Raw genomic sequence first — 21,251 nt, 5'->3', positions numbered from 1 at the left:
GGCCGATGGCCCCGTCCCGGAGGTCCGGCCAGACTGTGGCCATGGAAAGCCAGGAGCCGCTCACGCCCGCCCGCCTCGCCGCGTACCTGGACCGGATCGGGGCACGCCGCCTCGCCGCCCCCACCGCCGGGGCCCTGCGCGACCTCCAGGTGCGGCACCTGCACACGGTGCCGTTCGAGAACCTGTCGATCCACCTCGGCGAGGACGTCTCGCTGGACGCCGGGGCCATCCTCGGCAAGCTCCTGGACCGGCGACGGGGCGGCTTCTGCTACGAACTGAACGGCGCCTTCGCGCTGCTGCTGCGGACGCTGGGCTACCGGGTCCGGCTCCTGGAGGGCCGCGTGTACGGACGCGACGGCGCGCCCGGCATCCCGTACGACCACCTCGCCCTCCAGGTGGAGGCCGAGGACGGCAGCCGCTGGCTCGCGGACGTCGGCTTCGGCGACCACGCCCACCACCCGCTCGGCCTGGACGACCGCGACGACCAGAAGGACCCGGCGGGGGTGTTCCGGATCCAGGACACCACCGACGGGTGTGGCGACCTGGACGTCCTGAGGGACGGCAGGCCCGGGCTCCGGCTCGCGCGGCGGCCACGTGCCCTCGCCGACTTCGTCACCGGCGCCTGGTGGCACCGGACGTCACCTGCCTCGCACTTCACCCGCGGCCCCGTCTGCTCCCGGCTCGCCCCGGCCGGACGCGTCACGCTCCGCGACCGCACGCTCATCACCACCGGGGACGGCGGGCGTACCGAGTACACCCTCGGCACCGACGCGGAGGTCCTGGCCGCCTACCGAGACCACTTCGGCATCACGCTCGACCGCCTCCCGGTCCCCATCCACCCGCGCGGCCCGCAGCCCGGCTGAGCGCCCCGGCCGGGCGCCGGTCCGGGGGCGGCCTAGGCTGTGCCGGTGACTTCCCAGCACCACACCTCCTGTTCCTGCTGCGGCGAGCCCCTCGCGGACGAGCGGCGCGTCGACGTCCGCTTCCGCTTGCCGGACGCGGCCCTCACCGTGCCCGAGGAGGCCCGCCATGACGCCGGGCCCTCGGCGTTGCGCCTCGACGGAGGTGGCTGCTACCTCCGCGTCCTCCTGCCGGTCCGGTTGACCGGCGGCACCGAACTGGTCCTCGGGACCTGGCTGGAGGTCGACGACGCCACGCTGGCCCGCGCCCACGCCGTGTGGGAGGACCCCGCGTACGCCGCGCTGTCGCTGCGCGGGGCGCTGGCCAACGCGGTCCGGCCGTGGGGCGAGGCCCTGCTCGGCGCGCACGTCACGGCCGAGGTTCGCGACCCGGACGAACTGCCGTACGTCACCGCGTCGGACCACCCGCTCGCGGCCCGCGTCGTGACGCGGACCTGGGACCGCGACGAGGTGCTCAGCCGCTTCGCGCACCCACTGCCGCTGTCCGTCCGTACGAGTCTGGACGAGCGGTGGTCGATCGAGCGCACCGCCGGCCTGACCGCCCGCTTCGCCGACGGCACGGACCATTTCGCGGACCCCGTTCGCAGCGTCGCGGTCAACGTGTTCGAGGACGACACCCCCGGCCGCGCCCCGTCCGACTTCCTGGCGGCCCTCCTCGCGGGTGCCCCGGCGGCCCCGGAGAGCCAGCGCCTCACCGAGCCGCTGCCGGACGGGCAGCGGCACGCGTTCTGGCTGACCCCGGCGGAACACGGCCGGGAGCGCCACGAGTTGTACGGGTTCGCCGCGCACGCCGACGGCACGGCCGTCGGGACGTTCTGTACGTTCGAGGCGGCCGACGACCTCGCCTGGGCGCTGCACACCTGGCGGTCGCTCCAGCACACAGCGTAGGGCGCAGAGGGCCCGTAGGGCGGGTGCGGCTGAGCCGTGCGGGTGGGTGCGGGTGGGTCAGCGGGCCGGGATCGCCCGCAGCAGGGCGTCCAGGAACGACGCGGGGTCGTGTCACACGGGCTCGTACCGTGCCCGGGCCCCGTCCGGTTTCCTGTTCGGCTCCACCGGCCGTCAGCCGTCCTTGAGTTCGTCCGCCACGTACCGCACGACCTCCACTGAGGCTCGCAGTGCGTCACGGGACTCGGTGCGGGCGGCACGCAGCCTCTTCGAGCCGTGGTGGAGGAGGGCGCAGGCCCCGGACGCGTAGGCGAGCGTCAGCGCTCCCGTGACCTTTCGAGGCTCCCAGACGCGCTCCAGGACACGGAGCAGCGTCGTATGCGCCGACCACAGGGCGAGCAGGCCACACGCACCGCCGGCTGCCAGCGCCGCGACGCCCTGCCCGGCCTCCGAGAAGCCGTGGGCCGCCGCTTCCCTCGCGTGGTCCAGCTCTTCGCGTACCTCGATGTGATCATCTTGAGCCGACGACTGCATGAGGCCCGGCTACCCGCTGCGCGCAGCGGCATACCCGGGCGGGAACCCGTCAGCGTGTCGACGAGGATGCCGGGGGAAGCAGCGTCTGCGTGACGACCATGTCGACGACGTCCTCGAAGCGGTGCCGGCGGGCATAGGCGGTCCGCTGGCGTTCGGCGCCGGTTCCCACCGCCTCCAGGCGGGCGACGTGCGCATCGACCAGCGCGGCGTCCCCGTGGCGGACCAGGGCGGGAGAGACCCACTGGATCAGTGCCCGAAGCTGGTCGGTCGCGGGTTCGAGGCACCGCTGGGTCAGGTCGATCGCTTCGCCGGAGAGCCCGTCCCTGGCCGCGCGCCAGCAGGCGGCGCGCAAGAGCTGGGGGTCGGGATTCGGTGCGGGCCGGCCTTCCAGGACCTCGTCGAGGGCAGTGGCGGCCGCGGCACGGACGAGCGCGGCCAGCAGCGCCGCGTCGTCGACGGTCAGCCCGACGTCGGCGATCCTGATCTCCAGGGTCGGGTGCTTGCGGGAGGGACGGATGTCCCAGTACACCCCGTCGGCGTCCAGGCAGGTCTCCGTGTCGACCAGCCGGGCGACCAGGTGTTCGTAGTGCTCGGTGGAGGTGAACAGCGGTGGCGGTCCGCTGACGGGCCACCGGTGCCGGGTGACACAGCGCCAGCTCGCATGGCCGGTGTCCCTGCCCGCCCAGAAGGGCGAGTTGGCGCCGAGGGCGGTGAGAACGGGTAACCAGACGCGAAGGCGATTGCTCACCGCCAGGGCCTGCCCCCGGTCGGCGAACCCCACGTGGACGTGACAGGCGCACGCGACTTCCTCGTCATCGAGTGCGCCGAACGCGGCTGAGCTGCGCGCGTACCGCTCACCCGGCATCAGACGCGGTGCCCCGTGCGGAGCCAGCACCGGGGCACCGCTGGCCATCAGCCTCACGTTGTGGGCCTTGGCCGCCTCAGCGGCGACCTGACGGGCGAAGTGGAGCTGCTCCGTGAGCTCCGCGAGGGAGGTGTGCGGACCGGTTCGGGTCTCGATCTGGCAGCGCGTCAGTTCCGGGCCGACGAGATCGCCCAGGTCCGCCGATGCTGTGGCGATGACCGCTTCCGCGACGGGCGCCGGCGTTCTGGAGTCCGGATCGACCAGGAGGAACTCCTCTTCCACACCCACGGTCAGGAGCGGGGCGGCCCGGAGGCGGGCGGACTCATCGGGCTCGTTGGTCACAACAACGCGATCCACAGCCACGAGTGTGTCACGCGATGCGGTCGTTGCCAGGGTCCATATCTGCCCATTCGGCCGGCCAGGGAACGACTACTCGGGCAGGGGGCGGTCGTCGACGACGTGCTTCATGACGAGGGTGGAGGTCAGGCGCTGGACTCCGGGGAGCCGGGCGAGCTGCTGGTCGTAGAGCTGCTGGAAGGCGGCCAGGTCGGTGGTGGCGACGCGCAGGAGGTAGTCGGGTTCGCCGAAGAGGCGCTGGGCCTGGAGCACGTGCGGGACGGCGGCGACGGCCTCTTCGAAGGCGGTGACGGTGTCGGGGTCCTCCCAGCGCAGGGTGGCGAAGACAAGTGCTTCGAAGGTGAGGCCGACGGCGGCCGGGTCGACGACGGCGCGGTAGCCGCGGATGGCGCCTTCGCGTTCGAGGTCGCGCAGGCGGCGGTGGCAGGGCGAGACGCTGAGCCGCACGCGGGCGGCGAGCTCGGTGACCGTGAGACGGCCGTCCATCTGTAGCTCGGTAAGAATCTTCCGGTCCAGGGCATCCATGGAGAAGATTCTCCCTCAGGAAGCGCGATAATGGGGTAAATGAGGGAACACTTTCGGGCGGATCCGACCTAGCCTTCCTCTCGCAACACGGAATGCGAGAGGTAGCGACCCATGGACACGACGACGCTGGCGGCTTTCCTGGCACTGGATCTCCTGCTGGTGTTCACCCCGGGCGCGGACTGGGCCTATACGATCTCGGCCGGCCTGCGGGACCGGTCGGTCGTCCCGGCGGTCGCCGGGCTGGTGGCCGGGTACGCGGGGTACACCCTGCTCGCCGTCGCGGGCCTGGTGGTGATCGTGGCCAGCTCGGCGACCCTCCTCACGGTGCTGACCGTCGCCGGGGCCGGCTACCTGGTCTGGCTCGGCTGGGGCGTGCTGAGGCAGCCGGCCACCCTGACGGCCTCGGAGGAGGTCGTGGGTTCCTCCCGGTTGCAGGTCATGCTCAAGGGAGCCGGCATCAGCAGCCTCAACCCGAAGGCGCTGCTGCTGTACTTCTCGCTGTTCCCGCAGTTCATCGACCCCGCGGTCGGCTGGCCGGTCGCGGCGCAGACCGGCCTGCTCGGCACGCTCCACATGACCGCCTGCGCCGTCGTCTACCTCACGGTCGGCGTCCTGGCCCGCACCGTCCTGAAGAGCCGGCCCTCGGCGGCCCGGGCGGTCACCCGCTTCTCCGGCGCCATGATGATCGTCATCGGCGGTTTCCTGCTGGTGGCGCGCCTGACCGGCTGACGGACCGAACCCGCCTCATCCGTCCCGGAGGCCACCGCCCGTCGCGGGACTCGTGTCACTCGGCGCGCGCGATGTGCTCGGCGTGCGCGTGCGGTCGGTGGCCCTCATCGGCCGGCGGCTCGGGTGCGGGGCTCGCACGCCGGGTCCACAGCAGCGCGCCGGCCAGCAGAGCCGCCGCCCCGGCCAGCCACGGCAGCGGTCCCGGCGGCAGGGCACCGGCGACCAGGCCGGCCAGCGCCCCCGCCAACTGGAGCGCCAGGGACTGCACGGACAGAGCGGTGGCCCTCACCGGGCCGGCCACGCGGCGGTGGAGGAGGTCGTTCCGTTGGGGCCGGCGGCTCCCAGGCCGAGATACACGAGCGCGTAGCCGCCCGCTGCCACGGCCGCCGGGCCCGGGCCTCCCCAGCCGGCCGTCACGCCCAGCAGCACCAGTCCGGTCGTGCTCACAGCGAGGCTTGCCAGGGCCGCCTTCTCACTGCTGCCCGTCAGCCGGGCGGCGAGCGGCGCGCTGTGACTGCCGAGCGCCGTGCACACGAAGCCCACGCAAGCAACAGCGGCGTACAGCACCGCCCCGGACTCCGGCGAGCCGGTCAGCCGGGCCGCCCGCCCGGGGGTGAGGAGCTCGATGGTGGCGAGCGCCGCGCCCGCCGCGGCGGCGGTCAGCAGGATCCGGCGGATCAAGGGCTCCCGTACGCCCAGACGCAGTCCGTCCGCCATCGTCGCGGGGACGCCGCGCAGGGTGGCCGGCGCCCGTGGCGGCTCCGGCAGCGCGCAGAGGACGTACACGACGTAGCCGGCGCCGACCGCCGCGCCGAGGAGCCCGGGTACCGAGAGCGGCAGCACGAGTCCGCCGGTGACGCGGACCAGTTCCGCGCCCGGGTCCGGGCCCAGGCCGAGGAGGAGCGGCAGGGTGCCGCCGACGAGCGTTCCGGCGGCGAGCGCGGCGGCGGAGGCGGTGCCGCCACGGGCCAGGCCGGTGCGCAGTTCGGCCCCGGCGCCGGAATGGGCCTGGACGGTGTCGACGTACCAGGCTTCGGCGGGGCCGCTGGACAGGGCGCGGCCGGTGCCCATCAGCACCATGGCGACGGTGAGCGCCCACACGGTGGTGCCGAGCGCCATCACGGTGAGGGCACACAGATTCAGCAGGCCCGCGGCGGCCAGGACGGGGCGGCGGCCGACGACGTCGGACAGGCCACCGGTCGGCAGCTCCATGACCGAAACGGCCACCGAGTAGACGGCGAAGAGCCCGCCGACGACCGCGAGGGCCATGCCCCGCTCGGTCAGGAGCAGGACCTGCGAGGGTATGTAGAGGCCGACGGGCAGCCAGAACAGGAACGTGACGGTGGCGAAGCGGCGCCGTGCGGCGCCGGGGTCCAGTGGCTGTGCTCGACCGGCTCTGGGCATGGGGTGAGAGTAGGAGGGCGGGCGAAGATCACCAACGAGTTCTCGCACACCGAGTCGGGCGATGCGGTCTCGTCTCGGGCTCGTACTCGTACTCGGTCTCGGGCTCGTACTCGGTCTCGTACTCGGACTCGGACTCGGTCGGCGGGACCTACGGCGGTGGACTCGGTTCCTGGGCGAGCGAGAAGAACGCGCGCCCGCTCACCGCATCCTCGTACTCCTTGAGCACCGCGCCGAAGGTCGCGGGCACGTCCGGGAAGCGTTCGGCGGTGTAGTGGAGCAGGGCGGTCAGTACGGAGTCGACCGTCTGCGCCGTACGCCGGACCTCGTCGAGTCCGGCGTCGGCGAAGTGCCGCCGCCAGGACGCCGCGTGCGGCCCCGTGGGCGCCGGCCACTCCGCCGAACCGGGCACGGCTCGCAGTGGTCCGTCGTCCCCCACCCAGTACCAGAGCTCGTCGCGGGCGGCGTCGATACCGAGGCGGGCGACGGGCACGTCATGCCGGGCCATCGCCAGACGCATCGCCTCCGCGATGCCGGTGACCAACCGCTCGGCGTTCCCGTCCTCATAGCCCCACACGGCCACGCCCATGGCCCGGGGCCAGCAGTCGGTGTACGGATGGCGGCCCCCGTGCGCGGCGGCGTACCGCTCGCCGTGCTCCCCCACCTGGTCGGCCACCTCGTCCCCCTCTCGCGGTCCCCGGCTCGGGCGGGCCCAAGGTACTGGACGTGCAGCCGTGAGATCGACGAGGCTCGGCCTTTGATGGATCGTCAATAAGCCGACGGCGGACCCTGAGTGCTGTGGCGATAGCCTGACGCGCATGGATGAAATCGACGGGGTGGAGATCATCACCTGTGCGGACGGCGAGGCGTTCGAGGGCTGGCTTGCCGAGCACCACACCCGCCATGAGGGCGTGTGGATCAAGGTGGCCAAGAAGAATTCCGGCATCCCCTCGGTCACCTCTGACGAACTGGTCGACATCGGCCTCTGCTACGGATGGATCTCCGGTCAGCGGCGGTCCTACGACGCGCAGCACTACCTGCAGAAGTACGTGCCCCGCCGGCCCCGGAGCCTGTGGTCGCAGGTGAACGTCGAGAAGGTCGAGGCGCTGACCGCCGCCGGCCGGATGCGCGAACCGGGTCTGGCCGAGGTACGCAAGGCCCAGGCGGACGGGCGGTGGGCGGCGGCGTACGAGTCGCAGCGTACGGCCACCGTTCCGCCCGACCTCGCCGCGGCACTGGAGGCGGACCCCGATGCCGGGCGCGCCTTCGAGAAGCTCGACCGGACGGGCCGGTACCTGCTGATCCTCCCGCTGCTCCAGGCCACCACGCCGGAGACACGGCGAGCCCGGCTCGACAAGGCCCTGGATTCGCTGCGCACACCAGGTTCCTCAGCCACGTAGGCACCGGTCGCGCAGCCCTGGGAGGGGACCGTACGGGCGGCGGTGGCCGGGGAGTCGCGCGCGATCAGCCAAGGAGGGTGCCGGCCGTGGGATCGGGATCCGGATCGGGGGCGCGGGCGGGGGCGGGGCTGGGCACTGGCTGGAGGCGGGAGTTCCTGCGGCTGTAGAGCAGGTAGACGGCCAGGGAGAGGGCGAGCCAGCCGCCGAAGAGGAGGTAGGTGTCGAGGGGGAGTTCGTAGATCAGGTAGCCGCAGGCGAGGAGGGAGAGGACCGGAAGGACCGGGTGGCCGGGGACGCGGAAGCGCCGGTCGAGGTCCGGGGCCGTGCGGCGCAGGATCAGTACGCCCAGGGAGACCACGGCGAAGGCCGCGAGCGTGCCCATGCTGGTGAGGTCGGCGAGCAGGTCGAGCGGGAAGACCGCCGCCATGACGGCCACCACGCCGCCGGTGAGCAGGGTGGTGAACACCGGTGTGCCGCTGCGCGGGTTCACCCGGTGGAAGGCGGCGGGCAGCATGCCGTCGCGGCCCATGGTGAAGAGGATGCGGCTCTGCCCGTAGAGCACCACGAGGGTGACGCTGACGATGGACAGCACCGCGCCAGCGGAGAGCAGCGCGGCGGGCCACTGCGCTCCGGTGATGTCGCCGAGGATGGCGGACAGGCCCGCCTCCTGGCCCTCGAAGGCGGTCCAGGGCTGGGCGCCCACGCCGACGACGGCCACCAGGATGTACAGGGTCGTGACGACGGCGAGGGCGCCCACGATCGCCAGCGGCAGGGTGCGGCGAGGGTCGCGGACCTCGTCACCGGCGGTGGAGACGGCGTCCAGGCCGATGAAGGCGAAGAACACGGTGGCGGCCGCGGTACCGATCCCCGCGATGCCCATGGGTGCGAACGGGTGCAGGTTGCCGGAGTCGAACCCGGTGACGCCGACCACCACGAACAGCGCCAGCACACCGAGCTTGAGCAGCACCATCACCGTATTGACGACGGCCGACTCCCGGGCCCCGCGTACCAGCAGGAGGCAGCACAGGGCCACGAGGACGACACCAGGAAGGTTGACGATGCCGCCGGCGCCGGGCGGGGCGGAGATGGCCTCGGGCATCCGGAAGCCGAAGAGCCGTTCGGTGAAGTCGTTGAGGTACTGTCCCCAGCTCACCGCGATCGCCGCGCCGGAGACGGCGTACTCCAGCAGCAGGCACCAGCCCACGGCCCAGGCCGCGAACTCGCCGAGGGTGGCGTACGCGTAGGAGTACGAGGAGCCGGACACCGGCACGGCCGAGGCGAGTTCGGCGTAACAGAGCGCGGTGAGGGCCGCGGCCACCGCCGCGACGGCGAAGGACACGATCACCGCGGGACCTGCCTCGGGCACCGCGGTGCCCAGCAGGAAGAAGATGCCGGTGCCTATGGTGGCGCCGATCCCGATCATGGTGAGCTGGAAGGGGCCGACGGTGCGGCGCAGGCCTCCCTCGTCCGGCTCCGTCGAGAAGGTGTGCAGGGGCTTGCGTCGCAATAGCTGCTGACGCAGCGTCGGCTGAACGTTCATCTGTCGTCTCCTGGGGTCGGGGGTGGGGCCGGGGCCGGGGCCGGGGCCAAGGCCAGGTCCGGGGCCGGGTGAGGGTTCAGGGGAGGTCGCGTCGCCGCAGGTCGTCATAGGTCTCCCGGCGCACCACGGCCCGTGCCTCGCCGTCCCGGCAGAAGACGACGGGCGGCCGCAGCGCGCCGTTGTAGTTGTTGCCGAGGGAGAAGCAGTACGCGCCGGTGACCGGCACCGCGATCAGGTCACCGGGCCGGGGGTCGGGCAGCGGTACGCCCGTGCTGACCGTGTCGCCGGACTCGCAGTGCCGGCCGACCAGGTGGCAGGGTTCGCCGCCGCCCACGCGGGTGGCGACGGCGGCCTCGAAGCGCTGTCCGTACAGCGCGACTTCGAGGTTGTCACCCATTCCGCCGTCGACGGCGACGAACACCGGCTCCCCGGCGCCGTGCTTGACGGTGACGACCCGGTAGAGCGTCACACCCGTCTCGGCCACCATGGACCTGCCTGGCTCGATGATGATCTCCGCGTCGGGGGGCAGCACCCGGCGGGCCGCTCCGACCAGCGCGTCCAGGTACTCCTCGACGCTCGGCGGATGGTCGTCGTAGGTGTAGCGGGCCCCGAGGCCGCCGCCGAGGTCGTAGACGGCGAAGGCGCCGAGATCCGCCACCGCCTCCACGGACCGGGCGAACGGTTCGGTGTCGAGGATCTGGGAGCCGATGTGGACGTGGATGCCGTCAAGCCGTAGGCGGCTGCTGCCACGTAGCCGCGCGATCGCCTCCCGCGCCTCGGGCAGGGGCAGGCCGAACTTCGAGCCCGCCTGCCCGGTGGCGACGGCGGCATGGGTGTCGGGGCGGATTCCGGGCGTGACCCGGACCAGGACCGCCTGCTCGCCGGAGGGCGGAACGATCCGTTCCAGGCGGTCGATGTCATCGGCGTTGTCGATGACGATCAGTCCGGCACCGGCCTCCACGGCCATGCGCAGTTCGCCGTCGGTCTTGGCGTTGCCGTGCACCACGAGGGACGCCGGGTCGACGCCTCCGGCCAGGGCGAGGGACAGCTCGCCGCCGCTCGCGACGTCGACGCTCAGCCCCTCCTCGGCCAGCAGCCGGTACACGGCCGTGCAGGGGAACGCCTTGGACGCGAACGCCACCCGGGATTTCGGCCAGCGGATGGCAAGCCCGTCCGCGTAACGGCGGGCGCGGGCCCGCAGTGCCGCCTCGTCGATGACGAGCGCCGGGGTGCCGAAACGCTCCGCCAGGCCGGTGACCGGACAGCCGCCGATCACCAGCGCCCCGTCCGGGCCGAGCACCGTGCCCGGCGGGAACAGCCCCAGCAGCGCCTCCCGCGACGCCGAAGCGATCGGTTGCGGGGCGGTGGGTGTCGGTGTGATGGGGGCGGCCATGGTCTTCCTCCGTGCGATGTGTGGTGGGCGGTGCACGCGTGTGTGCGCGGTGCACGCGTGCGGTGGCGGTGCGGTGCGCGCGGGCGATGTGCGGTGCGCGTTGCGCGATGGGGGGACGGCGTGCTGTCCGGCGTGCCCGGGCGGCGGCCGGTGCCCTTATGTTCGGGGCCGCCCACCCCCTGGGGCGTTGTCGCGATCGCCTACGCTTCGGCCATGAATTCGTCAGCGTCGCCAAACAGGGATGCCGGTGACGGCACGGTGGAGGAGCTGTTCGCCCTCGCCGACGCCATCGCCGCGGTCGTCGGCGGGTCCGTGGCCATCGAGGACCTGGACGCGCGGGTGCTCGCCTACTCGACGCTGCCGGGCCAGCGCATCGACGAGCTGCGCCGCCAGGGCATCCTCGGCCGGCGCGTGCCCGCGCAGCCCGGTCCGCAGACCGCGCGGCAGCAGCGCCAGTACCGCGAGGTGCTCGCCGCGCCCGGCGTCGTGTCGTTGCCGGTGCTGGCGGAGGGCGAGCTGCCGCGCGCCGCCGTGGCCATCCGCGCCGGGGACCTGCCGCTCGGCACGATCTGGGCGATCCTCGATCACGCGCCGCACGATGAGGCGGGCGGACGGGCGTCGCGGGATGGGGCGGGCAAACGGGACGCGGTGGACGGAGCGGGCGAGCGGCCCCTGCCCGGCGGAGCGGGCGACCGGGCGCCGGCGGACGGTGCGGGTGGCCGCTCCTTGCGGGGCGAAGTGGGCGAGCAGCCCGTACTCACCGGAGCGGGCGAGCGGCCCCTGCTCACCGGAGCCGGCGAGCACTCCTCGCTGGACGAGGCGGCCGGCCGATCCTCGCTGGACGAGGCGGGCGAGCGGGCCTTGCTTGATGGCGCGCGGACCGCTGCCCTGCACATGCTGCGTCGCCGCAGTGCCGCCGCCCTGGAGCTGCACGCGCGGGATCAGGCGCTGCGCGCCGGGCTGGACGGCACGGCGGAGGTACGGGAAACGGCGTACCGGCTCGGCCTGCCGACGGGCGAGCGGCTGGTCCTGCTCGGCTTCGCGCCGGTCGTGTGCTCAGCGGAGGCGGGCACGCTGCTGACCCGCATGGGCTCCGACTTGGGCCGGCACTGGGGGGCGGTCCACCCGTCGGCCGCCGTCGCGACGGGGCCGCGTGCCGTCTACACCCTGTTGCCCGGGGTGGACCTGGAGTCCGCCCGGCGGCTCGCCGCACAGGCGATCGCCGCGGTCACCCGTCCGCGTACGGACCCACTGCGCGCCGCCGTCAGCCGGGCCTCGTCCGACCCGGCCGAGCTGCCGCGGCTGCGCGCGGAGGTGGACGACGTGCTGCGCGTGACCACGGCCGAGACCTCCGCGCCGGCCGTGGCGGCGTTGGGCGACGTCCACGCCCAGGTGCTCCTGGCGCACCTGGCCGGCGAACTCGACCGGCGGCCGCAGCTACGCCACCCCGGTGTCGAGGCGATGCTCGTCCACGACCGCGACCGGCACACGCGGTACGCCGCCTCGGTGGCCGCCTGGCTGGACGCCGTCGGCAACGTCGGGGAGGCGGCGCGGCGCCTCAGCGTGCACCAGAACACACTCAAGTACCGGCTGCGGCGTGCCCGCGAGCTGTTCGGCCTCGACCTGGACGACCCCGACGACCGGCTCTCCTGCTGGTTGCAGGTGCGGATCGGCACCCGCGACCTGGCGGACGGCAAGGGACCGGGCACCGCGAGGCGGGCGAATCGGCGGGTTGACGGGGTACGGCGAACCACTCCGTGACCTGCGGCGTCCTCCCCGGCATGCACACATTCATCGGCGGCGTGGCCCAGCTCATCAGGTTCGGACTCCTCCAGGTCCGGTGCTGCACGTTCGCGGTGGCGCTCCTCGGTGGTATCGCGGTGTCGCGGGTGTTGCCGGAGCTGCCCGTCGCACGGTACGACCTGGTGTTCGTCTACGGGGTGCTGCTGACGGTCGCCGCCCGCCTGATGGGGTGGGAGAGCCGGCGGGACACGATGGTGATCGCGGCGTGCCATGTCGTGGGGCTGCTGTTCGAGCTCGTCAAGGTACAACTGGGGTCCTGGAGCTACCCGGAGGACGCGGTGACGAAGGTCGCCGGTGTGCCGCTGTACGGCGGCTTCATGTACGCGGCGGTGGCCGGCTACGTCTGCCGGGCCTGGCACCTGTTCGAGCTGCGGGTCACCGGTTACCGCGCCGCCGCGACGGCGGTTGTGGCCGCGGCGGTGTACGTCAACTTCTTCACCCACCACTGGCTGCCCGACCTGCGCTGGCCGCTGGCCGCGGCGATGGTGGCCGTGACGGCCGGGGCGTGGGTCGGGTTCACCGTCGGCCGGTGTCGTTACCGGATGCCGTTGGCGGTTTCCTTCGTCCTGATCGGCTTCTTCCTGTGGGTCGCGGAGAACGCCGCCACCTACGTCGGCGCCTGGAGTTACCCGCACCAGCTCGACGGGTGGCAGCCGGTGGCGCTCACCAAGTTCGGCGCCTGGGCCTTGCTCATCAGCGTCACGTTCGTCCTGACGGAGCGGATCAAGGCGGCGGAACCCCGCACCGTCGGCTGAGGGGCTCCGCCGGGATCACCGCCGGACGCGTGCGAGGCCCCGGGCGGTGACGCCCGGGGCCTTCTCCTCACCTCACCTCACCTCACCTCACCCGGTAACCGCCGTGGGTGACCGACCTGTCATTGAAATCGGCGAAGTCGCTGACCCACTGCCCGGCATCGGCGGGAGCGTCGTCATGGAACGACAACAAATCGGCGATCACGTGCTTGCTCATGGCCGAGCGCAAGCGGGTTGCGATGAAGCCCGCCTCATCGGCGCTGACGTGCCAGTTGGAGTTCGACAGGAACTTCTCCATATCGACCGTCTGCCCAGTCGGCTCCAGTCCCGGTGTGCGCAACGCCGGCTCCAGGCCCTGCCCGGCCGCGGCACCGGCCTCCCGCATGACTTCCCGGACGAAGCTCATCTGCCCGTTGCTCAGGGCGAACGAGCCGCCGGAGGCGGGCTGTTCGAACTCGAATGCGTATCCCATGGCGTGAGCGTAACCGGCCGTCGAGCAATGCCTCGCGCCCCCTGAAGGCGGCGCGGGCAATGGCGGACCGTGCCACGGGAAGGACGCGCGTCCGGCTCCGTCGTAGGCGTCAGCCGTCGACGGGCAGGCCGCGTGGTTCCTTCACGCGCTTCATGATGATCTGGGAGTTGACCTCCGTGACGCCGGTCAGGGCGGTCAGCTTCTCGATCCACAGCCGCTCGTACGCGGCGAGGTCCGCCACCGCGATGCGCAGCAGGCAGCCGGGGCTGCCGAAGAGCCGGTACGCCTCGATGACGTCCGGGATGTCCAGCAGCGCTGCCTCGAACGCCTCGATCACGTCCCGGTCGCGCCGTACCTCGATGGACACCAGTACTTCGAAGCCCCGGTCCACCGCGTCGGGGTCGATCACCGCGCGGTAGCCCTGAATGACCCCGTCCTGCTCCAACTGCCGCACGCGCCGCATACAGGGGGAGGGAGTCAGGCCCACGCGCGCCGCCAGCTCCTGGTTGCTCAGCCGGCCATCGTTCTGAAGCTCACGCAAGATTGCGCGGTCGATCTCGTCCATGACGCAATTATCCACCACGGTGAGGCCGGATGTGCGGACGAAGAGGCAATCCGATTGCGCGACGACTCCCCTATCATTGCGCTCGAACATTTCGTTCGGTCGCCGAGGCCGCAGCGAGCGCGGTGAGAAGAGGGCAGGACACTGTGGGACGGATCGTCGTCATCAGCACCGGCGGGACGATAGCCAGCCGCTGGCAGGGTTCCGGCTTCGCCGCCGATGCGCACGGCCAGGAGGTCATGGCGACCGCCGCCGTACCCGCGGGGATCACCATCGAGGTCGTCGACCTGTTCAGCGTGAACAGCCCGCGCCTCACCACCGCGCACCAGCTCACCCTGCTGCGCACGGTGCACGAGGTGCTCGCCGACCCGGGCGTGGACGGCGTCGTCGTCACGCACGGCACGGACACCCTGGAGGAGTCGGCGTTCCTCGTCGACCTGTACCACGACGACCCGCGCCCGGTGGTGTTCACCGGCGCGCAGTTGCCGCTGGACGCCGAGGACGGCGACGGGCCGCGCAACCTCCACGACGCACTGCTCACCGCCGCCCGCGTCCGTGACCTGGGCGTGCTGATCGCCTTCGACGGCAAGGTGTACGCCGCCCGCGGCACGGTCAAGACGCACACCCTCGACGCCGACGCCTTCGCCGACCCGTCCGGCGCGCGGATCGGCGACATCGGGTTCGGCAAGGTCACCGTGGCGCGCCGCCCGCCGCGACCGGCCGCGCTTGCCCTGCCCGCCCTGCCGGAGGCCTGGCCCCGCGTCGACATGGTGATGCACCACTCCGACGGCGACCCGCTGCTGCTCAACGCCGCCGTCGAGGCCGGCGCACAGGGTGTCGTCCTGGTCGCCACCGGCGCCGGCAACGCCACCCCCGAGGTCGCCTCCGCCGTCGCCGACGCCACTGCGCGCGGCGTCCTGGTCGCCCTGACCACGCGCGTCCACTCGGGGCCCGTCTCCCAGATCTACACCCACGGCGGCGGCGTCGACCTCGTCGCCGCGGGCGCCGTACCCACCGGGACCCTGCGCGCCGGACAGGCCCGCATCGCCGTCCTGGCCGCCGCGCTCGCGACCACCGACGCCACCGAGCGCGTACGGATCCTGCGCCACGCCCTGGGCGAGCCCGTCCCCGCCGAACCGGCCCGGATCTGATCCCTCTCCCACACCCTCCCCCTCGCACGGACACGGCTGCGCGACGGGGCCGCCCACCGCTGCCACCACCGCTGCCGCCACCGCTTTTCGGGCACCGTCCCACTCCGCACACCCTGCCGACAGGAAGCCGTACCGCCACCATGGCCACCACGCCCGTCACGTCCCCCTCTCCCCTGCCCTCCCCCGCGCCCGCGCCCGCGCCCGCGACGGCGTTCCGCGTCGAGCACGACCTGCTCGGGGACCGTGACGTGCCCGCCGACGCGTACTACGGCGTCCACACCCTGCGCGCCGTCGAGAACTTCCCCATCACCGGCACTCCCATCAGCGCCTACCCCGAGCTCGTCACCGCCCTCGCCTGCGTCAAGCAGGCCGCCGCCCTCGCCAACCGCGACCTCGGCCTCCTCGAGCCCCGCAAGGCGGACGCGATCATCGCCGCCTGTGAGGAGATCCGTACGGGGAAGCTGCACGACGCCTTCGTCGTCGACGTCATCCAGGGCGGCGCCGGCACCTCGACCAACATGAACGCCAACGAGGTCGTCGCCAACCGCGCCCTGGAGCTGCTCGGCCACGCCCGGGGCGACTACGGGCGGCTGCACCCGCTGGAGGACGTCAACGCCGGGCAGAGCACCAACGACGTCTACCCGACGGCCGTCAAGATCGCCCTGGACTTCACCGCCCAGCGGCTGCTCGGCGCCATGGAGGTGCTGCGGGACGCGTTCGCCGCCAAGGCGGAGGAGTTCGCCGACGTCCTGAAGATGGGGCGCACCCAGCTCCAGGACGCCGTGCCGATGACGCTCGGCCAGGAGTTCGCCACGTACGCGATCATGCTGGAGGAGGACCGCAAGCGGCTCGCCGAGGCATGCGCGCTGATCCGCGAGATCAACCTCGGCGGCACCGCCATCGGCACCGGCCTCAACGCCCACCCCGAGTACGCGGCGCTCGCGTCCCGCCACCTCCGGGAGATCACCGGCCTGCCGCTGACCGTCGCCGACGACCTCGTCGAAGCCACCCAGGACGCCGGTGCGTTCGTCCAGCTCTCGGGCGTTCTGAAGCGGATCGCCGTCAAGCTCTCCAAGACCTGCAACGACCTGCGTCTGCTGTCCTGCGGGCCCCGCGCCGGGTTCGGGGAGATCAACCTGCCGCCCGTCCAGGCCGGTTCGAGCATCATGCCCGGCAAGGTCAACCCGGTGGTCCCCGAGGTGGTCAACCAGATCGCGTTCGAGGTCATCGGCAACGACATGGCCGTGACGATGGCGGCCGAGGCGGGCCAGCTCCAGCTCAACGCCTTCGAGCCGCTCATCGCACACAGCCTGCTGAAGAGCCTCACCCATCTGCGGGCGGGCTGCCTGACCCTCGCCGAGCGCTGCGTCACCGGCATCACCGCCAACCGCGAACACCTCGCGCACCTCGTCGCCCACTCCATCGGCCTGGTGACCGCCCTCAACCCCCACATCGGCTACGAGCAGGCCACCTCCGTCGCCCAGGAGGCCCTGGCCTCCAACCGCAGCGTCCAGGAACTGGTCCTGGAGCGCGGCCTGCTGACCGAGGACCAGCTCCGCGAGATCCTCCACCCCGACAACGTCGCCCGTCCCCACACCCGCTGACCCGTCGTCCCATCACTGGGCGGTGGGAGGTTGGCACGTCGGTTCGTCGACCGACCGACTGAGCACCCATCTACCGCTTCGCTGCCGACCAGGGTGGAGCCTGTACCGACCAGTGCCCGTTGCCGGCTGTCCCGCGCGTGCAACGGCGAGCGCCGTTCATATGTGCTTGTTCGCCGTTGCGGCACCGCACTACCGTGCCGATGTGGATCTCTTCTCACGCTCCTGGACGGCGTTACGCGCGGCGGTCGCCGAACTCTCGGACGAGGACTTCGCAATGCCGTCGGGCTGCGCGGGCTGGCTCGTGCGGGACCTGGTGTGCCATCTGGTCATCGACGCTCAGGACGTCCTGATCACCCTCGCGACCCCCACCGACAAGGAACCGACCCGCGACGCGGTGACCTACTGGGAGGTGGCCGAAACGCCGCCCACGGGTGACGACCCGCTCGACGCGCTGATCGTCCGGCTGGCCGCCGCGTACGAGGAGCCCTGGCTGCTCAAGTTCCACCTGGACGACGTCGGCTCCGCCGCCGGCCGCGCCGCCGAACTCGCGGGCCCGGACCTCCGGGTGGCCACCCGGGACGAGGTCCTCACCGCGGGCGAGTACCTTGCCGCGTACGTCCTGGAGTGGACGCTGCACCACCTCGACCTGATCGCGCACCTCCCGGACGCGGCTGAACCGCCGGCGGAGGGGCTCGCCCGGTCCCGCGAGATGCTGGAGCGGATCGCCGGTACGGCGTTCCCCGCGTCGTTCTCGGACACGGACGCGCTGCTGGTCGGCACCGGACGGCGTGCTCCCACCGACGCGGAGAGGGCCGAACTCGGCGAGCCGGCCGCGAAACTCCCGCTCTTCCTCGGGTGACCCGGCCCGGGCGGCTGATCCGGTCCGGCTCAGGGACGCGGTGTCAGCGGGTCGCCATGACCGCGCCCGCGCTTCTGCCGTCCGCGATCGCGGGTGCCGTGTCACGCGTACGGCCTGTGACGCGCCGGGGGATCACCCGCGCCCGGCCTCGTCGTCCGCTTCCCAGCGCAGCAGGTCTCCGGGCTGGCACTCGAGCGCCTCGCAGAGGGCGGCGAGCGTCGAGAAGCGCACCGCCTTGGCACGGCCGTTCTTGAGTACCGCCAGGTTGGCGGGGGTGATCCCGACGCGCTCGGCGAGTTCGCCGACGGACATCTTCCGTTTGGCCATCATGACGTCGATGTCGACGACGATCGGCATCAGATCACCTCGTCCAGCTCGGCCTGGAGTTGCGCCGCCTCGATGTCGCGCGCGACGGCCTGGGCGAGCAGCATCCGCAGTACGAGCACGATGAGCGCGACTCCCAGGACCGCCACCCCGGCCCCGCCCACCAGGAGCACCACGCCGGGAGCCACGGCCTCGCCCGGCGCCAGGACGACCCCGAGGGTGAAGACCAGGAGCGCCGCCGGCACGAAGGCGCCGGTGACGATGTCCACGTATCGGAAGGCGGCATGGGAGAACACCGTTCCGCGTCGCACCATCGTCACCAGCCGCCACACGCAGACCAGGACGACCTGGGCGGTCACCACACCCAGTACCGCGATCACCAGCAGCGGGGTGCGGAGGTACGCGTAGTCCGTGTCGAGTCCGTCCAGGTCCATGGCCAGCAGCGGCACCATCACCGCCTGTACGAACACCGAGCCGGCGAGCAACGCCACGAGCACGGCACGCAACGCGAGCACTGTCAGTCTCCCCATCATCACTCCCTTGACCATCTCTCCCTCGACCGAGCAACGATGGAAATCTATCGAATCTCGATAGATAGGGCAAGGGGCCTCTGCGTTTGGGTACGGAGGGCCCGTAAGGTGTCCGTGGGCGCGGCGCGATGACGAGGAGAACGAGTGACTGCGCCGAGTCTTGAGCATGCCGCTGTCCCCGCCGACGCGGATGAGGTGACGCTGCTGATAGCCCGCCAGGTGGAGCCCGGCTACGAGGCCGTTTTCGAGCAGTGGGCGAGAGGAATTCTCGACAGCGCGTCCCGCTTTCCCGGCCACCTCGGTTACGGGCTGTTCCGGTCCTCCGGGGACGGGGCGCCCTGGTTCCTCGTGCACCGCTTCCGCGATGCGGAGGCGTGCAAGGCCTGGCAGGAGTCCCCGGAACGGGCGGCGTGGTTCGCGAACTGCGAAGGGCACCGTCACACCGAGATCGCCCGGCGGACGCTGACCGGCATGGAGACCTGGTTCGCCAAGCCGGGATCGACGCGTCCGGCACCTCCACGGTGGAAGATGGCGATCAGCGCCACCCTGGCGATCTATCCGATCACGCTGCTCGGCAGCTACCTGCTGGTGCCGCACCTGACCATGTTGCCGGTGCTGCTCTCCAGCGCCGTCATCGCCGGCGTTTACAACATCCTGATGACGTATGCGGCGATGCCGGCCGTGAGCCGGCTGCTGCGCGGATGGCTCAGCGGCCAACGGGGCAAGAGCGGACAATAGGGCGGTTCCTCGCTGTCCGGTTCCTCGCTGCCCGGTTCCTCGCCGTCCGTTCCTCGCTGCCGCTTCCCTTCCTGGCGGGACCTGACGGGACCTGACGGGATCTGGCGGGACCTCCTTCCGGGCGACAGGCCTCGCCTTCCGGCGGCTGACACGCGGTGCGCGTCCGCGATGTGCGCGCGGCCGTGGCCGATGATCGAGGCGACAGCCCGGTACAGCGAGCGCGGGAGACGCAGTGGCAGAGCATCCGGTGATCGGCTACCTCGTCTGGGCCGTGCTGTTCGGCGCGATCTTCGCGTGGGAAGGCATCGGCCTGCTCCGTCCTGACGACGGCTTCCCCACACTCAGCGACGCGACCAGGGCGGTCATGCGTTACCCCGTGGGCCGTTGGGCATTGTTCGCCCTGTGGTTGTGGTTCGGCTGGCACACCTTCGTACGCGGCTGGCACTTCCTGCTGCGGGACCTGTCCTGAGACCGGCCGACCCCCCACACAGGTGCCGCCCATGCTTCCCGTATCCCTCAACATCACGCTGATACTGGTCGGATACCTCCTGGTCATGGGCTATCTCGGGCTGGGCCTGCTCCTCCTCGGGCGACGTCCGGCGAAGCGGCCGTGGACGCCTGCCCGGCGGCTCCTTCCGATGGCCGCCGGGCGGAGCTGGCTCGCGCTGATCCGCCAGGTCGTGGGCACCGCGGTCGGCGGCTACGTGCTGCTGATGGCGGTGGTGGTGGGTTACTACCAGGGCGTGGCGCACGTGGGAGGCCCCTTCCTGATGAGTGCGGTGACCGGCGCCGCGTTGCTGATCGGCATCAGCCTGCCCCTGTTCCTCCTCGCCTCCTGGTTCGTCTCCCGGTTCGCCTCCTGGATTGCCTCGCGGCGCGGCAGGTGAGCCTAGGCCCGCCCGGTCGGCCGCATGAGCCGGTCTTGCGGTCCGTTCCGGTGGAGGGCATCCAGGAGGGCGAGGTCATGGGCGGAGAGGCGCAGGGCACCGGCGGCTACGTTGGCGGCCAGGTGGTCCGGGTTGCCGGTGCCGGGGATGGCCAGCACGTGCGGGCCTCGGTGCAGTGTCCACGCCAGCCTCACCTGCGCCGGGCTCGCACCGTGCGCGCGGGCGACGGCGAGGACCTCGTCGCTGTCGGCGGCGCCCGTGACGCCTGCCTCGCGCCCGGCACCGGCGAGCGCGTAGAACGGCACGAACGCCACGCCCTGCTCGCCGCAGCCGCGTACGAAGTCGTCGTGCTCGGGCCGCAGCCCGAGGCCGTAGGGGTTCTGTACGCAGACGACGGGGGCGATGGCCCGGGCCTCGGCGAGGTGGTGGGGGTGGACGTTGGAGATGCCCAGGTGGCGGATGAGCCCGGCGTCGCGCAGGTCGGCCAGCGCGCCGAAGCGCTCGGCGATCGAACCGGTCCCCACGATGCGCAAGTTCACCACGTCCAGGTGGTCACGGCCGAGTTGGCGCAGGTTCTCCTCGACCTGGCCGCGCAGTTGCCCGGGGCCGGCGTGGGGCAGCCACGCGCCCGACGGGTCCCGGCCGGGACCGACCTTGGCGGTGATCACGAGGTCGTCCGGGTAGGGGGCGAGGGCCCGGTTGATCAGTTCGTTGGCGGAACGCAGTGGCGAGAAGTAGAACGCGGCGGTGTCGATGTGGTTCACACCGAGCTCCACCGCGCGGCGCAGTACGCGGACGGCCCGGTCGCGGTCGCTGGGCGCCACGCCGGGGGCGAAGGCCTCGCCGTCCTGCGTCAGGCGCATCGCGCCGAAGCCGATCCGGTTGATCGTCAGGTCTCCGAGTGTCCAGGTCCCCGCGGCCGCCGCGCCGGGGCTGTCTGTCTGTGGGGTCATGCCCAGGATGATCAACGGGCCATAGGATGAGCGCCATTGATTCAGGCATGGGTGAATGCTGAAGGAG

The 21,251-nt window shown here is 72.2% G+C and carries 25 protein-coding genes; 12 read left to right on the top strand and 13 right to left on the bottom strand.

The genetic code is table 11. The features are described from left to right. The first annotated feature begins 41 nt into the window (after window positions 1–41). Window positions 42–863 carry an arylamine N-acetyltransferase gene (locus tag AB0J57_RS31990; RefSeq protein WP_366131880.1) on the top strand — a complete coding sequence of 274 codons (822 nt, stop codon included), beginning with the start codon at window positions 42–44 and terminating at the stop codon, window positions 861–863. 45 nt (window positions 864–908) lie between these two features. Further along, entirely contained in the window at window positions 909–1,808 is a 900-nt protein-coding gene (locus AB0J57_RS31985) for a DUF2199 domain-containing protein (protein ID WP_366131879.1), read from the top strand. A 171-nt stretch (window positions 1,809–1,979) separates the two neighbouring features. On the opposite strand, the gene AB0J57_RS31980 is transcribed toward AB0J57_RS31985, so the two are convergent. The 3 genes from AB0J57_RS31980 to AB0J57_RS31970 all read right to left on the bottom strand — a co-directional run bounded on the left by AB0J57_RS31980 (window position 1,980) and on the right by AB0J57_RS31970 (window position 4,086). Beyond that, window positions 1,980–2,339, bottom strand: coding sequence for a phage holin family protein (locus tag AB0J57_RS31980; RefSeq protein ID WP_366131878.1), 360 nt, complete (start codon window positions 2,337–2,339; stop codon window positions 1,980–1,982). A gap of 49 nt (window positions 2,340–2,388) precedes the next feature. Beyond that, entirely contained in the window at window positions 2,389–3,561 is a 1,173-nt protein-coding gene (locus AB0J57_RS31975; protein WP_366131877.1) for a glutamate--cysteine ligase, read from the bottom strand. Window positions 3,562–3,633: 72 nt separating this feature from the next. Beyond that, a complete protein-coding gene (locus tag AB0J57_RS31970) occupies window positions 3,634–4,086 on the bottom strand; it encodes an Lrp/AsnC family transcriptional regulator (RefSeq protein ID WP_366131876.1) in 453 nt (150 codons plus the stop codon). A 111-nt stretch (window positions 4,087–4,197) separates the two neighbouring features. On the opposite strand from AB0J57_RS31970, the gene AB0J57_RS31965 reads away from it, so the two are divergent. After that, on the top strand, window positions 4,198–4,815 hold the full coding sequence (locus AB0J57_RS31965) for a LysE family translocator (RefSeq protein WP_366131875.1): 618 nt from the start codon (window positions 4,198–4,200) through the stop codon (window positions 4,813–4,815). Between the two features lie 55 nt (window positions 4,816–4,870). On the opposite strand, the gene AB0J57_RS31960 is transcribed toward AB0J57_RS31965, so the two are convergent. From AB0J57_RS31960 to AB0J57_RS31950, 3 genes are all read right to left on the bottom strand, one after another. After that, complete coding sequence (locus AB0J57_RS31960) at window positions 4,871–5,104, bottom strand: hypothetical protein (protein ID WP_366131874.1); 234 nt, start codon at window positions 5,102–5,104, stop codon at window positions 4,871–4,873. Further along, window positions 5,101–6,219 carry an MFS transporter gene (locus AB0J57_RS31955; protein WP_366131873.1) on the bottom strand — a complete coding sequence of 373 codons (1,119 nt, stop codon included), beginning with the start codon at window positions 6,217–6,219 and terminating at the stop codon, window positions 5,101–5,103. The genes AB0J57_RS31960 and AB0J57_RS31955 overlap by 4 nt, the downstream gene beginning before the upstream one ends. A 148-nt stretch (window positions 6,220–6,367) precedes the next feature. Continuing rightward, the gene (locus AB0J57_RS31950; RefSeq protein ID WP_366131871.1) at window positions 6,368–6,892 is read right to left on the bottom strand and encodes a hypothetical protein; all 525 of its coding nucleotides are present in this window, start codon (window positions 6,890–6,892) and stop codon (window positions 6,368–6,370) included. 142 nt (window positions 6,893–7,034) lie between these two features. On the opposite strand from AB0J57_RS31950, the gene AB0J57_RS31945 reads away from it, so the two are divergent. Continuing rightward, window positions 7,035–7,616, top strand: a complete 582-nt coding sequence (locus AB0J57_RS31945) for a YdeI/OmpD-associated family protein (RefSeq protein WP_366131870.1) — start codon at window positions 7,035–7,037, stop codon at window positions 7,614–7,616. Between the two features lie 64 nt (window positions 7,617–7,680). Here the strand turns inward: AB0J57_RS31945 and AB0J57_RS31940 are convergent, their stop codons facing one another. Next, the gene (locus tag AB0J57_RS31940; RefSeq protein WP_366131869.1) at window positions 7,681–9,156 is read right to left on the bottom strand and encodes an amino acid permease; all 1,476 of its coding nucleotides are present in this window, start codon (window positions 9,154–9,156) and stop codon (window positions 7,681–7,683) included. 76 nt (window positions 9,157–9,232) lie between these two features. Continuing rightward, complete coding sequence (lysA, locus tag AB0J57_RS31935) at window positions 9,233–10,549, bottom strand: diaminopimelate decarboxylase (protein WP_366131868.1); 1,317 nt, start codon at window positions 10,547–10,549, stop codon at window positions 9,233–9,235. A gap of 213 nt (window positions 10,550–10,762) precedes the next feature. On the opposite strand from lysA, the gene AB0J57_RS31930 reads away from it, so the two are divergent. After that, window positions 10,763–12,310 (top strand): helix-turn-helix domain-containing protein, encoded by a 1,548-nt coding sequence (locus AB0J57_RS31930; protein ID WP_366131867.1) that lies wholly within the window; start codon window positions 10,763–10,765, stop codon window positions 12,308–12,310. A 20-nt stretch (window positions 12,311–12,330) separates the two neighbouring features. After that, window positions 12,331–13,107 (top strand): DUF817 domain-containing protein, encoded by a 777-nt coding sequence (locus tag AB0J57_RS31925; RefSeq protein WP_366131866.1) that lies wholly within the window; start codon window positions 12,331–12,333, stop codon window positions 13,105–13,107. An 82-nt stretch (window positions 13,108–13,189) separates the two neighbouring features. On the opposite strand, the gene AB0J57_RS31920 is transcribed toward AB0J57_RS31925, so the two are convergent. Together AB0J57_RS31920 and AB0J57_RS31915 are read right to left on the bottom strand one after the other, a co-directional pair. Beyond that, complete coding sequence (locus tag AB0J57_RS31920; protein ID WP_366131865.1) at window positions 13,190–13,576, bottom strand: hypothetical protein; 387 nt, start codon at window positions 13,574–13,576, stop codon at window positions 13,190–13,192. A gap of 109 nt (window positions 13,577–13,685) precedes the next feature. Next, on the bottom strand, window positions 13,686–14,141 hold the full coding sequence (locus AB0J57_RS31915; protein WP_366131863.1) for an Lrp/AsnC family transcriptional regulator: 456 nt from the start codon (window positions 14,139–14,141) through the stop codon (window positions 13,686–13,688). Between the two features lie 143 nt (window positions 14,142–14,284). Here AB0J57_RS31915 and AB0J57_RS31910 point away from each other — a divergent pair, with 143 nt between their 5' ends. The 3 genes from AB0J57_RS31910 to AB0J57_RS31900 all read left to right on the top strand — a co-directional run bounded on the left by AB0J57_RS31910 (window position 14,285) and on the right by AB0J57_RS31900 (window position 17,752). After that, the gene (locus AB0J57_RS31910; RefSeq protein ID WP_366131862.1) at window positions 14,285–15,289 is read left to right on the top strand and encodes an asparaginase; all 1,005 of its coding nucleotides are present in this window, start codon (window positions 14,285–14,287) and stop codon (window positions 15,287–15,289) included. Between the two features lie 140 nt (window positions 15,290–15,429). After that, a complete protein-coding gene (aspA, locus tag AB0J57_RS31905) occupies window positions 15,430–16,893 on the top strand; it encodes an aspartate ammonia-lyase (protein WP_366131861.1) in 1,464 nt (487 codons plus the stop codon). Window positions 16,894–17,095: 202 nt separating this feature from the next. Then, entirely contained in the window at window positions 17,096–17,752 is a 657-nt protein-coding gene (locus tag AB0J57_RS31900; protein ID WP_366131859.1) for a maleylpyruvate isomerase N-terminal domain-containing protein, read from the top strand. 132 nt (window positions 17,753–17,884) lie between these two features. Here AB0J57_RS31900 and AB0J57_RS31895 read toward each other — a convergent pair whose 3' ends face one another. Continuing rightward, complete coding sequence (locus AB0J57_RS31895; RefSeq protein WP_366131858.1) at window positions 17,885–18,109, bottom strand: helix-turn-helix transcriptional regulator; 225 nt, start codon at window positions 18,107–18,109, stop codon at window positions 17,885–17,887. Continuing rightward, a complete protein-coding gene (locus AB0J57_RS31890) occupies window positions 18,109–18,606 on the bottom strand; it encodes a DUF2975 domain-containing protein (protein WP_366131856.1) in 498 nt (165 codons plus the stop codon). Before AB0J57_RS31890 ends, AB0J57_RS31895 begins: the two co-directional genes overlap by 1 nt. A 144-nt stretch (window positions 18,607–18,750) precedes the next feature. Here AB0J57_RS31890 and AB0J57_RS31885 point away from each other — a divergent pair, with 144 nt between their 5' ends. From AB0J57_RS31885 to AB0J57_RS31875, 3 genes are all read left to right on the top strand, one after another. Then, window positions 18,751–19,344 carry an antibiotic biosynthesis monooxygenase gene (locus AB0J57_RS31885; protein WP_366131855.1) on the top strand — a complete coding sequence of 198 codons (594 nt, stop codon included), beginning with the start codon at window positions 18,751–18,753 and terminating at the stop codon, window positions 19,342–19,344. A gap of 232 nt (window positions 19,345–19,576) precedes the next feature. Further along, window positions 19,577–19,813: a DUF6186 family protein gene (locus AB0J57_RS31880; protein ID WP_366131854.1), complete on the top strand. Its 237-nt coding sequence runs from the start codon at window positions 19,577–19,579 to the stop codon at window positions 19,811–19,813. Window positions 19,814–19,844: 31 nt separating this feature from the next. Beyond that, the gene (locus tag AB0J57_RS31875; protein WP_366131853.1) at window positions 19,845–20,231 is read left to right on the top strand and encodes a DUF6256 family protein; all 387 of its coding nucleotides are present in this window, start codon (window positions 19,845–19,847) and stop codon (window positions 20,229–20,231) included. A 2-nt stretch (window positions 20,232–20,233) separates the two neighbouring features. On the opposite strand, the gene AB0J57_RS31870 is transcribed toward AB0J57_RS31875, so the two are convergent. Further along, window positions 20,234–21,184, bottom strand: a complete 951-nt coding sequence (locus AB0J57_RS31870; protein WP_366131852.1) for an aldo/keto reductase — start codon at window positions 21,182–21,184, stop codon at window positions 20,234–20,236. Window positions 21,185–21,251 lie beyond the last annotated feature (67 nt).

This window comes from Streptomyces sp. NPDC049837 (genome assembly GCF_040674455.1).
Taxonomy (GTDB): Bacteria; Actinomycetota; Actinomycetes; order Streptomycetales; family Streptomycetaceae; genus Streptomyces.
Note: the sequence above shows the minus strand (reverse complement) of the source record. Positions and strands in the feature narration are given on the sequence as shown.

Coding starts and splice junctions, on each gene's coding strand:
- AB0J57_RS31990 (WP_366131880.1), top strand. CDS start 42: ATGGAAAGCCAGGAGCCGCTCACGCCCGCCCGCCTCGCCGCGTACCTG.
- AB0J57_RS31980 (WP_366131878.1), bottom strand. CDS start 2,339: ATGCAGTCGTCGGCTCAAGATGATCACATCGAGGTACGCGAAGAGCTG.
- AB0J57_RS31970 (WP_366131876.1), bottom strand. CDS start 4,086: ATGGATGCCCTGGACCGGAAGATTCTTACCGAGCTACAGATGGACGGC.
- AB0J57_RS31965 (WP_366131875.1), top strand. CDS start 4,198: ATGGACACGACGACGCTGGCGGCTTTCCTGGCACTGGATCTCCTGCTG.
- AB0J57_RS31955 (WP_366131873.1), bottom strand. CDS start 6,219: ATGCCCAGAGCCGGTCGAGCACAGCCACTGGACCCCGGCGCCGCACGG.
- AB0J57_RS31945 (WP_366131870.1), top strand. CDS start 7,035: ATGGATGAAATCGACGGGGTGGAGATCATCACCTGTGCGGACGGCGAG.
- AB0J57_RS31940 (WP_366131869.1), bottom strand. CDS start 9,156: ATGAACGTTCAGCCGACGCTGCGTCAGCAGCTATTGCGACGCAAGCCC.
- lysA (WP_366131868.1), bottom strand. CDS start 10,549: ATGGCCGCCCCCATCACACCGACACCCACCGCCCCGCAACCGATCGCT.
- AB0J57_RS31930 (WP_366131867.1), top strand. CDS start 10,763: ATGAATTCGTCAGCGTCGCCAAACAGGGATGCCGGTGACGGCACGGTG.
- AB0J57_RS31925 (WP_366131866.1), top strand. CDS start 12,331: ATGCACACATTCATCGGCGGCGTGGCCCAGCTCATCAGGTTCGGACTC.
- AB0J57_RS31920 (WP_366131865.1), bottom strand. CDS start 13,576: ATGGGATACGCATTCGAGTTCGAACAGCCCGCCTCCGGCGGCTCGTTC.
- AB0J57_RS31915 (WP_366131863.1), bottom strand. CDS start 14,141: ATGGACGAGATCGACCGCGCAATCTTGCGTGAGCTTCAGAACGATGGC.
- aspA (WP_366131861.1), top strand. CDS start 15,430: ATGGCCACCACGCCCGTCACGTCCCCCTCTCCCCTGCCCTCCCCCGCG.
- AB0J57_RS31895 (WP_366131858.1), bottom strand. CDS start 18,109: ATGCCGATCGTCGTCGACATCGACGTCATGATGGCCAAACGGAAGATG.
- AB0J57_RS31890 (WP_366131856.1), bottom strand. CDS start 18,606: ATGGGGAGACTGACAGTGCTCGCGTTGCGTGCCGTGCTCGTGGCGTTG.
- AB0J57_RS31875 (WP_366131853.1), top strand. CDS start 19,845: ATGCTTCCCGTATCCCTCAACATCACGCTGATACTGGTCGGATACCTC.
- AB0J57_RS31870 (WP_366131852.1), bottom strand. CDS start 21,184: ATGACCCCACAGACAGACAGCCCCGGCGCGGCGGCCGCGGGGACCTGG.